Annotated in this window: 13 protein-coding genes; 3 read left to right on the top strand and 10 right to left on the bottom strand. The window is 42.9% G+C overall.

The genetic code is table 11. The features are described 5' to 3' along the window. Window positions 1-133: 133 nt before the first annotated feature. Window positions 134-1,120, bottom strand: coding sequence for a lipoate--protein ligase (locus HWX64_RS06365; protein ID WP_175988269.1), 987 nt, complete (start codon window positions 1,118-1,120; stop codon window positions 134-136). 10 nt (window positions 1,121-1,130) lie between these two features. After that, a complete protein-coding gene (locus HWX64_RS06360) occupies window positions 1,131-1,865 on the bottom strand; it encodes an MBL fold metallo-hydrolase (protein ID WP_175988267.1) in 735 nt (244 codons plus the stop codon). 200 nt (window positions 1,866-2,065) lie between these two features. Here HWX64_RS06360 and yhfH point away from each other — a divergent pair, with 200 nt between their 5' ends. Continuing rightward, a complete protein-coding gene (gene yhfH / locus HWX64_RS06355; protein ID WP_175988265.1) occupies window positions 2,066-2,200 on the top strand; it encodes a protein YhfH in 135 nt (44 codons plus the stop codon). A 147-nt stretch (window positions 2,201-2,347) separates the two neighbouring features. Here the strand turns inward: yhfH and HWX64_RS06350 are convergent, their stop codons facing one another. The 3 genes from HWX64_RS06350 to HWX64_RS06340 all read right to left on the bottom strand — a co-directional run bounded on the left by HWX64_RS06350 (window position 2,348) and on the right by HWX64_RS06340 (window position 6,134). After that, entirely contained in the window at window positions 2,348-3,100 is a 753-nt protein-coding gene (locus HWX64_RS06350) for a FixH family protein (RefSeq protein WP_175988263.1), read from the bottom strand. A 139-nt stretch (window positions 3,101-3,239) separates the two neighbouring features. Continuing rightward, window positions 3,240-5,438 (bottom strand): YhgE/Pip domain-containing protein, encoded by a 2,199-nt coding sequence (locus HWX64_RS06345; protein WP_175988261.1) that lies wholly within the window; start codon window positions 5,436-5,438, stop codon window positions 3,240-3,242. 120 nt (window positions 5,439-5,558) lie between these two features. Further along, complete coding sequence (locus HWX64_RS06340) at window positions 5,559-6,134, bottom strand: TetR/AcrR family transcriptional regulator (protein ID WP_175988259.1); 576 nt, start codon at window positions 6,132-6,134, stop codon at window positions 5,559-5,561. Window positions 6,135-6,366: 232 nt separating this feature from the next. Between HWX64_RS06340 and HWX64_RS06335 the strand changes: the two genes are divergently transcribed. Next, on the top strand, window positions 6,367-7,773 hold the full coding sequence (locus HWX64_RS06335; protein ID WP_175988257.1) for a LysM peptidoglycan-binding domain-containing protein: 1,407 nt from the start codon (window positions 6,367-6,369) through the stop codon (window positions 7,771-7,773). Window positions 7,774-7,834: 61 nt separating this feature from the next. Here HWX64_RS06335 and hemY read toward each other — a convergent pair whose 3' ends face one another. The 3 genes from hemY to hemE all read right to left on the bottom strand — a co-directional run bounded on the left by hemY (window position 7,835) and on the right by hemE (window position 11,445). Beyond that, complete coding sequence (gene hemY, locus HWX64_RS06330) at window positions 7,835-9,244, bottom strand: protoporphyrinogen oxidase (protein ID WP_175988255.1); 1,410 nt, start codon at window positions 9,242-9,244, stop codon at window positions 7,835-7,837. Window positions 9,245-9,427: 183 nt separating this feature from the next. Beyond that, entirely contained in the window at window positions 9,428-10,360 is a 933-nt protein-coding gene (gene hemH, locus HWX64_RS06325) for a ferrochelatase (protein WP_175988253.1), read from the bottom strand. A 53-nt stretch (window positions 10,361-10,413) separates the two neighbouring features. Further along, complete coding sequence (hemE, locus tag HWX64_RS06320; RefSeq protein WP_175988251.1) at window positions 10,414-11,445, bottom strand: uroporphyrinogen decarboxylase; 1,032 nt, start codon at window positions 11,443-11,445, stop codon at window positions 10,414-10,416. 350 nt (window positions 11,446-11,795) lie between these two features. Between hemE and HWX64_RS06315 the strand changes: the two genes are divergently transcribed. Continuing rightward, on the top strand, window positions 11,796-12,299 hold the full coding sequence (locus HWX64_RS06315; protein ID WP_175989667.1) for an antibiotic biosynthesis monooxygenase: 504 nt from the start codon (window positions 11,796-11,798) through the stop codon (window positions 12,297-12,299). 80 nt (window positions 12,300-12,379) lie between these two features. Here HWX64_RS06315 and HWX64_RS06310 read toward each other — a convergent pair whose 3' ends face one another. Both HWX64_RS06310 and HWX64_RS06305 read right to left on the bottom strand, forming a co-directional pair. Beyond that, entirely contained in the window at window positions 12,380-13,024 is a 645-nt protein-coding gene (locus HWX64_RS06310; protein ID WP_303049463.1) for a response regulator transcription factor, read from the bottom strand. Window positions 13,025-13,041: 17 nt separating this feature from the next. Further along, complete coding sequence (locus HWX64_RS06305) at window positions 13,042-14,070, bottom strand: sensor histidine kinase (protein WP_254871052.1); 1,029 nt, start codon at window positions 14,068-14,070, stop codon at window positions 13,042-13,044. Between the last annotated feature and the right edge of the window lie 11 nt (window positions 14,071-14,081).

Below are 14,081 nucleotides of genomic sequence, written 5' to 3'. Positions count from 1 at the left end.
ATTTAGTTCTATATTTTATATGGTAGAATATTACCAACCATATCACTGAACAAATGCATGGCTAACCCTCCAAATCTGCACGATAAAAAAAGCACTCCCAAAACCAGGGAGTGCTTTACCACGTATATCAATATCAATAAACCAAATCAACAAATTCTTCTTTAGTTATTTTTCCAAAATAATGCTGGATCTCTACACCTTCCAATGCCTGCGCAATTTCTTTTCTTTCATAGCGCGTGCCCGTGAGTTTCTCCTCTACGTCCTCCACGTTGCCGACGCCAAAGAAATCTCCGTAAATCTTGCAGTTTTCAATCATACCTTTATTGACTTCCAGACGGACATCGATCTGGCCGACCGGGAATCTGTGCGAATGCTGCAGATTGAATTTCGGGGATTTCCCATAATTCCAATCCCAGTTTTGATAGCGTTCCTTGGAAAGTTCATGGATATTTTTCCAGTCTTCATCTGTTAGAACATATTCCTCTACATCGCTTCCACCAAAAATATAGTCAAGGAGCGTGGAACGGAACTCTTCAATCGCCATTTTTTCAGAAAGGAATTCAGAGATGTTCGCGACACGGCTGCGGATTGATTTGATTCCCTTTGATTCAATTTTATCCTTCTTCACTTTCAGCGCAGACACAACGTTCTCCATTTCTGAATCAAACAATAACGTTCCATGGCTGAACATCCGTCCCTTTGTAGAGAACTGGGCATTTCCTGAGATTTTCCTTCCTTCTGCCAGCAAGTCATTACGGCCGCTCAGTTCAGCGTTGACACCAAGCTTGTTTAAAGCTTTCACAACGGGTTCGGTGAACTTCTGGAAGTTATGAAAGCTTTCTCCGTCGTCTTTTGTGATGAAGCTGAAGTTCAAGTTACCGAGATCGTGGTAGACCGCTCCACCGCCTGATAGGCGCCTTACTACGTGCAGTCCTTCTTTATCAACATATTCTGTATTGATCTCTTCGATTGTATTTTGGTTTTTACCTATGATGATCGAAGGTTCATTGATATAGAACAGTAAGTAACTTTCGTTGATGTCGAGGTTTTTCAGTGCATACTCTTCGATTGCCAAGTTGATTCGTGGATCTGTGATCCCTTTATTATCAATAAATAACATCGTAATCCTCCTAAATGATGATTTCCATCCCCTGTTTGGCGAGCTGTACGTCTCCTTTATAGATCGTTTTTGCTTCAGAGGCTAATTGTTCCAGATCCCCAAAATGAGGAAGGTGAGTCAGAATCAGCTTTTTCACTCCGGTTTCCAGGGCAAGCTTTCCTGCATCGAGGCTTGTCATGTGACCAGCACCGGAAGCATCCATATCCCCATAGAAATTACACTCACAAAGGAGCAGGTCTGCATCCTTTCCAAACGGTACAAAAGAGTCTTTGTAGGAAGAATCAGCTGTGTAAAAAATGGATTTCCCATCCGCTTCAATGCGCATCCCGTAACATGGTACAGGATGTTTGGTCTTCACAAATGTTACAGAGAAAGGTCCTATGGTCAATTCTGACTTTTCATTATACGGATGAGCTTTCATGAATTGTTTATATGTAAGTGACTTGAAACCCTGGGCATCTTCGTCATGCCCATAAACCGGCAGTGTACCTTTTGATTTCCCTAAGAAATACTGTATTAATAAAGCGTGCTGCAGTACACCGATGTCCGCAATATGATCCGGATGATAATGGGAAATTAGTACGGCATCCAATTCAGTAGGATCAATATATTTTTGTAAATGGGAGAGTACCCCGCTCCCGCAATCCACTAATAATGTAAAGCCATTGTGTTCGAGCAAATACCCTGTGCTGGCTTCGCCTGCCTTCGGATATCCACCCCAATGACCGATGATGGTCAGCTTCATGTTGAACCTCCCCTGCGAAATTTGTCATGTCATATAACCCTACTATACTTCATTCTGCCTATTTTTTCATTTTTTCCGCCTAATTTTGAATAAACCATTGACGGGATTCATACTGTTATAATACAATAAAATAAATTAACACACCAGTTATATAACACAAACAAATGACGGGTGAATAAAAATTACGGAGGGTGATGAACATGGTAAAAAATATTATGGAATTCTTTCGAAATTTGCCGCCTAAGTCTTGTGCACAATGTGGAGAAGTAATTGAAGAGCAGCATGAATGCTACGGTATTTACTGCGAGAAATGTACGACTGATTACGAGTATTAAGGATTAATAGGGTTATTAAAAAGACGATCTGTATGAGGTAAAAAGTGTGTACCCGCTGAAATGACGTTCTTTGACTTCTCGAGGTTACTGGCCGCCGGAAATGGATAACAAAAAGGATGCTCTAAAATGAGAGCATCCTTTTTCATGTTATTTAACTTCTACTGTCTGCATGGTGTGTTCGTGAATTTCTTTCCCTTTGGTCACATGGACCTCGACGGTATACTTCCCCTTCTCCGGAAAGGCATAAGAAACATTATATTCACCGTCTTCACCAGCTGCAAGATCGACCCATTCATGCTTTTCTTGACCCTCTTTAAAGATTTCAAGACGCACTTCGGCACCTTCCAATGCCTTCCCTTCGTTTTCTACATGTACCTTCCATTCAGATTCTTCCCCGGCTTTAATCGAGTCAGGCTTTATCAAGTCAATAGAGACTGTACTATCGTGGTGGCCATGATCATCGCCGCCTTCATCTCCATGTCCTTCTTCATGACCTTCACCGATTGTTATTTCCGTTTTCGGCATGGTATGCATTTCGCGGGCCGTCACGTGGACCTGTACAGTATACATGCCGTCTTCATCTAATGTCTTTTCCGCTTTATATACTCCGTCCTTGTCATGCTTCGCCTCAATCATTTCACTTTCTTCTTTTTGACCATTTTTCCATATTTCATATTTTACTTCATCTGCATCCTCCACACTCTCTGCACCTTGAGTAACTTTTGTGGAAAGAGACAGGGCTTTTCCTTTTTCACCCTTTTCCGGGACCTCAAGTTCTGCAGCTATCGGTTCCATCTTGTTCCCTTCCTCAGATGAGTCACCTGCATTTGAGTTTCCGCAGGCAGAAACCAATAGTGCCAGTACACTCATTAGTAAGAACAGCAGCAACTTCTTCATCATAACTCTCCTTTGATAAGCAATCTTGTGTTCAATAATCATTGTGAACTTCTCACCACATAGTATACACCTTGATTGTCATGATTGGTTTGTCCATTTTATGAATGTAAAAAGGAGATGCACGGGCATCTCCTCTTACATATTAAGCTTCAATGGCTTTCGTATATTGTTTCTTGAATTGTCCTACAAAGAAAATTGAAGTTAGGACGATGAAGACAAGGAAATACCCCAGAAGGATCAAGAGATTCTGCCACATGTAACCAACATCGCCGCTTGAGATGATTGCTTTAAACGCTGATACGGAGTATGTCATCGGCAGCAATGCACTGATAGGCTGAAGTGCACTTGGTATCAATTCTAATGGAAATGTCCCTGCACTTGTCGTCAATTGAAGGATCAAAATGATGATCGCCACGAATCGTCCCGGATCACCCAAGATCGTCACAAGCACCTGAATCAACGCAAGGAACGTAAGGCTTGTGATGATGGTAGAAAACAAGAACAAAGGTACACTTTCTACTTCAAGACCCAATCCAAACAGTAGAATTCCTGCCGCAATCAGGGATTGGATGATCCCTACTGTCGTAAGGACCGTGAATTTACCCATGAACCAGCTCATCCCACTCGAAGGACGATCTGCAGGTTCTTTCAGTGGATAGACTATCGAAATCAAAAGTGCACCCACAAACAGTCCGAGGGATAAGAAGTAAGGAGCGAAACCAGTTCCGTAGTTCGGCACATGATTTATTTTTTCGTTTTTTACATCGACTGGTGCTGCCATCATGTCATAGGTATCTCCATTTGCCTTTACACTGTTTGCTTCTTTGGCAGCGTCTTTTAACTTGTTTTCGTATTCCGTCGTTCCATCGGATAATTTTGTCGACCCTTCCGCTAATTGAACAGAGCCGTCAGCGAGCTTTTTAGATCCATCCATCAATTGAGTCGAGCCATTATAAACTCTATTCAGCCCAGAACTTAATTCACTTGCACCTGAAGCAAGTCGAACCGTTCCTTGGTGGACTTCTCCCATCTTTCCAGTTAACAGACCAACGTTCTTTACAATCTCAGCCTGCCCCGCCTGGAGCTGGTTGGAACCTTGGTCAAGCTGAACCGTTCCATCAACAAGTTGGGTGACCCCGCCTTGCAGCTTTTTCTGTCCTTCATTCAGTTTTCCGAGTCCGCCTGCAAGGTTTCCAGCACTCTTCTGCAGCTCTGCAGCCCCGCTGTTGAGGGACCCTGTGCCTGTCTCCAGACCTGTGGCACCTTGTTTAATTTGATTAATGGCTGCCTTCAATTGTTCTTGTTTCTCCTTTGGAAGGTTTTCCATGAATGGCGCCAATTGAGTTTCAAGTTCATGGGCACCTGCCCCAATCGCCTGCGCTCCGGCTTCAGCACGATCAGCTCCTGCCTGAAGCTCCCCTATTTTATCTGTCAGGGTTTGAGAACCTGCATATAATTGGGCTGTATTGTGGATTGCACTATCCAGTCCGGCATCCACTTCTTCCAAGCCGGCTTTGCTCTTATCAATACCTCCTGCCAGAGCATCAATACCTGATTGTATATCCTGTGTTCCTTTATACAATTGTTGAGATTTGTCGGCCATGACACCGACACCGTCCGATAGTTCTTTTGAACCCTTGGCAAGTTCAGCGGCTCCTGCCTTCGTTTTTGCGACGCCGTCTGTCATTTCAACATTCTTTTCAGCCAAAACAGTTAGATTATCCTTCAATGTTTGTGCACCTTTGGACAAGTCCAGGGCTCCACTGTTGATTTCTCCCGCCTTATCACTCGCTGTCTGGAACCCATCACCCATTTCCTGGATTTTATCAAACATCGTTTCCGCATAGGTTTCGGACACAGATTGGGAAAGGCTGGCCTTGATTTCTTTCATCGCTGTATCACCGATTTGAGCAGACAAGAAGTTGAAGCTTTCATTAGGGACATACTTCAGGGAAAGCTTTTGAGGATGATCCTCCAGAAGTGTAGTGCCATTTTCAGAAAAGTCCTCTGGAATTTCTACCAGCATATAATAGTCTTGTTTCTTCAGGTTTTCATAACCTGCTTCTTTATCTACAAAATGAAAGTCAAATTGACCGCTATCCTTCAGTTTCTGAACGAGATCAGATCCAATATGAAGTTCCTCCCCATTAAACTCTGCTCCGCGGTCACTGTTTACAACTGCTACGGGTAAATCATTCAGCTGTTCATAAGGATCCCAAAACGCCCACAGAAACATACCGCTATATAAGACAGGGATGAATAACACAGCGAGAATGGGTATAAGCAGTTTTTTGTTACGGAATATTGCTTTAAATTCTGAACCTGTAAAAGTTTTCTTCATCTTTTCCTCCTATGTTGATTGAAATAAGAATAAATGACCATTTATCTCAAATAGTCACTTTGAAACAAAAAATAATTGACCATATTATTCGTTTGGTCATTCCCGATCAAAAATAAAGGACTATCCTGCAGATAACCCTTTTATAAGATACAGCTCAAACAGATTGGAAATTTCGTCTTTATCGAGTGGACCATGGGTCCGTTCCCAATCAAAGATCAATGAGACATACAGCTTCAACATAATAAATGCGGTCATTTCTGGATTGCACGGCTTAATCGCTCCAGAAGCTATTGCTTTTTCAATTCGTTGACTCAAAAGCTCGATGACCGCTTTCTCCATTCGATCAATCACTTCCGATACTGCGGGGGTTCCGATTTCTCTTGCTTCCTGATACAGCTTTATTGTCAGCTGATGCTCTTTTCGGAACTCAAGCAGGCGAAAAAGTGCACGATGAACATTCTCCGTAAAAGATTCTTGAGGGTCAATCACTTGCTCTGCTTCCTTTTTCATTTCATTGATTAATGAAGTGACAATCTCGTCAAACAATTCTTCCTTATTTTTAAAGAACGTATAGATGGTGCCTTTACCAACGTTTGCAAGCTTGGCGACCTGGTCCATGGTGGTAGCTTTATATCCGAATAAAGAAAATGACTTGGAAGCTGCCTCTACTATTTGTTGTTTCCTGTTAACTGCCATTCACTCACCTCTTTTTGACTGTATGACCAAAATTGAATTTTAGTCATTATCACATTGTTTAATCTATCACACCTTTACAAATTATACAACTCTTTTATTTTTTAGCATTTTTCTAGTAACCTTCATTCATGGCCGCTGTTGAATTCCCGACAGCAGCAATGTTTGTAAAGAGACATATAAAATAAGCCTCCAAGAATAAGCTATACAGAACACTCTGTCTAGGAGGTGCTACATGAATATCTATGTTGTAAAAAGCGGTGATACGCTTTGGTCCATTTCCCGGCAATTCAACGTTGACATGTCCCAGATTTCCCATGGGAATCAATTGAAAAACGTTAACTTTCTTATTATCGGACAAAGTCTCATCATTCCCGAGCCCAATAAAGAATATATCGTGCAGCCGGGTGATACTTTAAATAAAATCAGTCAGAAAGTCAACATCGGACTGCAGGAACTTATCGACTTCAACCAAATTGCAAATCCTTCGCAACTTTACATTGGACAGCTGATCGTCCTGCCATACTTCACCCATACTGTCAAAGCAGGGGACACTCTTTATACCATTTCCTATAACTATAAAGTTGGATTGCAGGACATTCTAAATGCAAATCAGATCCCAAACCCTTCACTCATTTATCCCGATCAGAAAATCCGGATTCCCAATAAAAAGAAATCAACTGAAATCAATTCATATATCACTCAAACCGGGAGCGAAGGGGTCGGTGAGGTAAGGGGATTGGGGAATTATTTTACGTATCTCACTCCATTCACTTATTCCTTTAAAGAAGATGGGACGCTGACTGCTTTGAATGATGAGGGATTGATATCTGCCGCTTACGATACTAATGTTGATCCGCTTCTTGTTATGACGAATTATTCCGGCTCAATGTTTGACTCGGATTTAGCTGCTTCTCTTCTTCGAAACGAAACACTTCAGACAACTTTTATTTCCAATCTGATAAAAACAATGGAAACCAAAGGATATAAGGGTGTGAATTTCGACCTTGAATACGTCTATCCCGAAGATCGCGAAAATTATAACAGCTTCCTTCGAAAAGTTACAGCGGCATTGAAGCCGAAAGGGTATTCAGTATCCACTGCCCTGGCTCCTAAAATAAAGGAAGATCAAAAAGGGCTGTTATATGAGGCGCATGATTATAAAGCCCACGGGGAGATCGTCGACTTCATCGTGCTCATGACATACGAGTGGGGGTGGGCAGGCGGAAGGCCATGGGCGATCGCTCCCATCAGCGAAGTAAAAAAAGTATTGGATTACGCAGTTACTGTTATTCCCCGCAATAAGATCCTTATGGGTGTACCTTTATACGGACGGGATTGGAAGGTCCCCTGGGTAGAGGGAACTTTCGCCAAAACCGTTTCGCCCCTGGCCGCAGTTGATTTAGCAGGTAAATATGGTGTCCGGATTCAGTACGACACAGAATATCAGGCACCCTACTTTAAATATTGGGATGAAACCGGGCAGCAGCATGAAGTATGGTTTGAAGATGCCAGGAGCATATTAGCCAAACATAACATATTGGATGAATATCAATTGAGAGGGATGAGCTATTGGGTACTCGGAAGTGCATTCCCCCAAAACTGGGTGATGCAGCATGCAAGGTACAGGGTCGTGAAATAGATCTTAAATAATCAAAAAGAGGCTGGGACAGGGATGTATTGGCTTTGTCCCATCCTCTTTTTCATTGCATATAGTTGACTACCTTCCGAACCACTTTCTCCCCTTGCTCAATGCATTCAGGAATGCCGAGACCTTCAAATGAACTTCCCGCAATGAAGACCCCGGGTAACCTTTCTTCCAGGTTCTGATAGAGGGCTTTCGTCCGCTCAATATGGCCAACCGTGTACTGAGGCATCGAATCCTTGTAACGGGTGACGACTGTAAATTCAGGTTCACCTTCAAGGTCCATGATTTTTTCCAAGTCTTCGAGCACGATTTGCTCAATCTGATCATCTGAAAGGTCCACAATGGTCTCATCCCCTGATTTCCCCAGATAACAACGCAGCAATACCTTTCCATCGGGAGCGCTGTGCGGCCATTTTTTATGAGTCCATGTGCACGCTGTGATAGAATAGTCACTGTTTCTCGACACAATAAACTCGTTCCCATCCACATTCTTTTTAATCGCAGATTGGTCAAATCCCATGGCAACAGTAGCTACTGAAGTTGCCGGCATTTCCTTTAAATAATCCATAAATGAATAGGAAGGAAACATGGATTGGAGTGAGTGATGAGGCGTGGTGATTACCAAGCTGTCAGCATCCAGTACATGGCCGTTTGTAAACTCAATCGTGTAACCTCCATCACCCTCTTGGTGAACATGGGAAACCTTCATCCCTTTATGAATCGTCTGAGGCTCCAACGCATTTTCCACTCCATCGACAAGGGATTGAAGTCCTTGTGAAAAAGTCATGAACCTGCCGTTCTTCTCTTCTTTCTCAGTCTGGGAAGCAGCTTTTTTAATACCGGCAATCAGACTGCGGTGCTTTTGTTCGATATGATGCAGTTCAGGAAATGTAGACATAAGACTTAATTGATCGATATCCCCGGCATATATACCGGTCAACAGGGGTTCGATCAGATTATCGACTACTTCATCCCCCATTCGTCTTCTGAAGAATCTGCCAAGTGATTGATCGTCAGTGACTGTGGAGCGCGGAAGGATAAAGTCAGCGGCAGCTCTCATCTTTCCAGTGATAGAAAAAAGATTCGTGGTGATAAATGGGGCGATTTGGGTCGGTATTCCAATAATAGAACCCCCAGGCATAGGGTAAAGTTCCCCGCCGGCAATGACAAATGATTTTCCCCAAGTGCTGCTGACCAGCGTATCATCGATCCCGATTTCTTTTGCCAAAGTGATCGGGCTTGAATTACGAGGTACAAATGAGTCAGGTCCTCTTTCAATGACATAACCGTCTTTAATGAGCGTTTGGATTTTACCGCCTAACCGGTGTGATCCCTCTACTAATTTCAGTTGGATGGGAAGGTTTTTTTCCTTGATTTCTTTTTGCAAATAATAAGCGGTTGCCAGACCAGTAATTCCTCCGCCAATGACCACAACTTTTTTCACTTGTTGTCCCCTCAATAACATCGCCTTCTTTATCTAATTATTAATCCCTAATGATTTTCATCTGGAGTTTGCTCATTATTCAGAAAACAAAACGTGCAGCCTGTCACGCTTCCTTACCAATAAAGAGAAGGACTGAGCTCCTGAGAATGAACTCATCAGCTGCAGTCCTCCACATCTTCGTATTAGAGTACGAAAGATGAATCACTACTTATTTAAATGCTTTAAGATGACATCTGCCATCGCGTCGATGAACTCAGGTTTAGCGTTCGGCATCTCAGGTCGATAGTAGCTTGCACCTATCTCATCCGTTACCACTTTACATTCATAGTCATTATCATACAATACCTCTAAATGGTCGGCAACGAAACCTACTGGAGTGTATACAAACGTTTTGTACCCTTTCTCCTCATGAAGCTCGCGCGTCAAGTCCTGAACGTCAGGACCGAGCCATGGATCCGGGGTATTCCCTTCACTCTGCCATCCAACGGCATAGTGCTCCACACCGGCACCTTCAGCTATCATTTTTGCCGTCTCTTCCAGCTGCTGCGGATATGGATCTCCAGACTGAAGGATACGTTCAGGCAGGCTGTGTGCAGAGACGATCAGCACAGCATTCTGGCGTTCTTCTTCATTCATGCTCTCAAACGTCCCTTTCACTTTCTCTACCCAATACTGGATGAATTTCGGCTCATCATACCAGCTCTCAACTGATGTAATGGAAGGACCGCCTAGTTTCTCAGCTGTTTCTTTCGCTCTTCCATTGTACGACTTAACACTGAAGGTAGAAAAGTGAGGAGCAAGGACAATGGATACCGCTTCCTCGATGCCGTCTTTATGCATCAGTTCCACTGCATCTTCGACAAATGGTTCGATATGCTTCAAACCGAGATACATATTAAACTCGATCTCATCCTGCTTGGAATTCAAATGCTCCTCAAGGCTCTTGGCCTGATCCATCGTGATCTTGGCAAGCGGGGAGATGCCGCCGATTGCCTCATATCTTCCGCGCAAGTCTTCAAGCATTTCTTCAGAAGGCGTTCTGCCATGACGGATATGAGTATAATAGCGTTCTATATCTTCTTCTTTATATGGAGTTCCATAGGCCATAACCAACAGACCCATCTTCTTTTTTGCCATTTGTTTTCACCTCATGTTTAGTGTCTAATCCTTCTATTGTTACAGGATTTGCATTATCTCGCACTGTATTCATGGACAAAAGCCGTCAAACGCTTCAAGGTGTCAGGGTTGACGGATGGGAATACCCCGTGTCCCAAGTTGAAAATGTAGCCCGGCAGTTCCATTCCCTGATCCAATATGGCTTTCGCTCTTTCTTCGATTACTTCCCACGGAGCGAGTAGGATAGCCGGATCAAGATTCCCTTGAACAGTTTTGGTAATCCCCATCTGCCTTGCTTCTGTAATCGGCAGACGCCAGTCAAGTCCAACTACATCGATGGGAAGGTCATGCCACTCTTTTGCCAAGTGACTGGCTCCCACACCAAACATGATTAAAGGAACGTTCTCTTCTTTTAATGCAGTGAAGATCTTTTCCATGATCGGTTTAATGAATGTTCTGTAATCCTGTACGTTTAATGCTCCTACCCAGGAATCAAAGATTTGAAAAGCCGATGCCCCTGCCTTGATTTGGGCTTTACCGTACGTGATTGTCATATCTGCTAGCTTGTCCATTAAAGCAAACCAGGCTTTCGGTTCAGAGTACATGAATGATTTCGTTTTGTTATAGTTCTTGGAAGGACCGCCCTCAATCATGTAGCTTGCCATCGTAAACGGTGCTCCTGCAAAGCCGATCAGCGGTACAGATAATTGTTCCTGAGTAAGAAGCTTGATTGTATCCAGAACATAAGGAACATCATTTTGAGGATCGATTTCCCCAAGTTTCTCAACGTCTGCCACAGAACGGATAGGATTGTCGATTACAGGACCGATTCCCGACTTGATTTCTACATCCACTCCAATTGCCGGAAGCGGTGACATGATATCTTTGTAGAGGATCGCAGCATCCACATCGTATTGTTCTACCGGAAGTCTGGTCACGTACGCACAAAGCTCAGGCTGATGCGTAATTTCAAAAAGGGAATACTTTTCCTTTATTTTTCTATATTCGGGCTGCGAACGGCCAGCCTGCCTCATATACCATACCGGTGTATAGTCTGTTTTTTCACCTTTTGCCGCTTTTAAAAATGTGTCGTTTAACTGTTTCATACCTGTCGGCCACCTTTCAAAGATCCATTGATTCTATTGTATAATAAATGAATTAAATTCTAAAATTGTTTAACCGTACAACTGTAACCCTTATAAACTATAGACTTTTATCATTAAAATGTATAGTTATCAACAGAAAATGTCATAAATTTGCCGATTTTATTAACCAAAGCAGTAAAAATGGGCGCCTCCGCCCGGCTCTATGCGCCCGCTTTCACGTTTAAACAGCTTAATGTCTTGATGAACCATCATAATGTTTTTTCACTATCATAAAATCTTGGAAATCAGGTTACAGAGAGTTAAGATTAGGGAAGATTAGTAAGGAGACTACTTTTACGAGGTGAATGATGATGAAGATGTATATGACGACAGGAACTCATGAATTTTTAAGTAAGATCTTAAAGAAGCATCCTGATAAGAACATGATTCTGATGCAGGAATCAGATGCCCTTCTTGTTCACGAAACAGATGGGGAGAGCGTATTTGAATCCCCCCGAAGATATGAGGTTGTCGACCAATCCGGCTCGTTAGAAAAAAGGGGATATGCCGTTTTCAACAACATCCCTGTTACGGACGAAGGACGTCCGATATTTGAATACCGATTCAAAAATCGGGCAGGACTGATTGAAGAAGTCCCGGGCTTTATCGCCATTCGTGTGCTTCGCCCATTGGAGAGCGATACATATGTGATCATGACGCTTTGGGAAGATCGCAAAAGCTTCTTAGGCTGGCAGGACTCCAAGCAATATCAGAAAGCGCATGAAAAAAGGGGAACAGAAGAAGGAATCGATGCCAAAAAAGATATCTTTTCGGGGGCATCTTATGTAACGGAGTACCAGGTTACTGAAGATTAAACTCCCTATCATTCAGGTCCTTCAACACGTAAGGCTTATATTGAAAGGCTGGCAGGAATCCCTGTCAGCCTTTTAGCATGTTAATCCTTTTTATATAAAATCCCGTTCCTATTTGCATAAATTGCCGCCTGTGTCCGGTCGGTTACTCCCAGTTTGCTTAAGATATTGCTTACATGGGTTTTTACCGTTTTCACCCCTATGTATAAGACCCCGGATATTTCCTGATTGGTCATCCCCTCCCCGAGACACCTCAGGACTTCATATTCCCGCGTCGTTAAATCTTCATGGGGCTTCCTCTCTTGCGGCCTGAACCTTGTCATCATTTTATCAGCGACTTTTGATGCAATGACGGGTTCTCCTTTTGCCGCTTTATAAATGGCAGTGGTAACTTCTTCGGCACTTGCTGTTTTCAGCAGATAACTGTGGGCACCTGCTTCTATCGCCGGAAATACTTTCTCATCATCATAATAGCTTGTGAGTATAATGATTTTACAGCTGCCATAATAGGATAATATTTTTTCAGTTGCTTCGATTCCGTTGCCATCTTCCATCAGAAGGTCCATCAAAATAACATCCGGTTTATAGATTTTTGCGAGCTGAACAGCTTCATTCCCACTCTTTGCTTCTCCAAGGAACTCGATTCGATCTTCAGTGAGCAGATAGGTTTTGATTCCTAATCTGACCATCTCATGATCGTCGACAATCATCACTTTCACTTTCTCCACAATGCTCTCCCCCTTATTCAGACCGGAATCCTCAAATCGATATACGTTCCTTCTCTTTCTTTGGAACGGATTTGAAAGTATCCGCCGATTTCTTCAGCCCGTTCCCTCATCGTTTGAAGTCCATATGACGTCATCTTGCTTTCTCTTAAACTAAACCCTATCCCGTTGTCACTTATATACAAAATGATGAATCCCTCTTTTTTCTCAGTCATGATCTTCACTTTTGTTGCCTCTGAATGACGCAGAATGTTTGAAAGACTTTCCTGGATGATTCTGAACAAATGTGTTTCCGTGCCTTTTGAGAGATTCTCTATTCCATCAAGGCTTGCTTCAATTTCAATTTGTGTCTTCTCTTTTAGTTCCTGAATCAGAATCGTCAACGCTTCACAAAGACTCTCACCTTTTAAGTCTATGGGTCTTAGATGCAGAAGCAGTGCCCTCATTTCTCCCTGAGCCTTAGCAGCTATTTCTGCCACCTGTCCCATGATCCCTTCTGCTTTATCAGGATGATTCGCCATGCTTTTAAGTGCTGCTGAAGACAGCATATTCAGAGCAAACAACTGCTGACTCACTGAATCATGCAGATCCCTTGCCAGTCTTTGGCGTTCCTCCATGACAGCAGCCCCGTGAGCTCTTTCGGCAAGTTCTGATTTTTCGTCAGCCAAACGCTGAAGGGACTTCACCTGTTCCTGAATGTATTTTGCAAGCTGGTTCAATTCATCTGCCAGCACCCCGAGCTCGTCTTGCTCGTGCCAATCGACCCTTGCGGAAAACTTCCCGCTTCTCAGCAAGGTAACGAAAGTGGAAATATCATCAACACGCCCTTTAAATGCATAGGTCGTCCTGAACCCAAAATATACACTTAATAAAAAAAGGATAAGACATAGTGCAAGTGTCAGGTAAATCGAAAGACTAAGCGAAACACCATCATTTTTTGAAATAAACAAATAGATTTGCAGAAAGATGAAGGAACTCAGGGTCGCCATGATAGTCATCATAAAAAAACTTTTAAAGATCAAATTCCTGATGGCAGAAGAATGATTCAATTCCTCTCCCC

The organism is Bacillus sp. Marseille-Q1617 (assembly GCF_903645295.1).
Classification (GTDB): Bacteria; Bacillota; Bacilli; order Bacillales; family Bacillaceae_B; genus Rossellomorea.
This window is presented reverse-complemented; position numbering and strand designations above follow the sequence as displayed.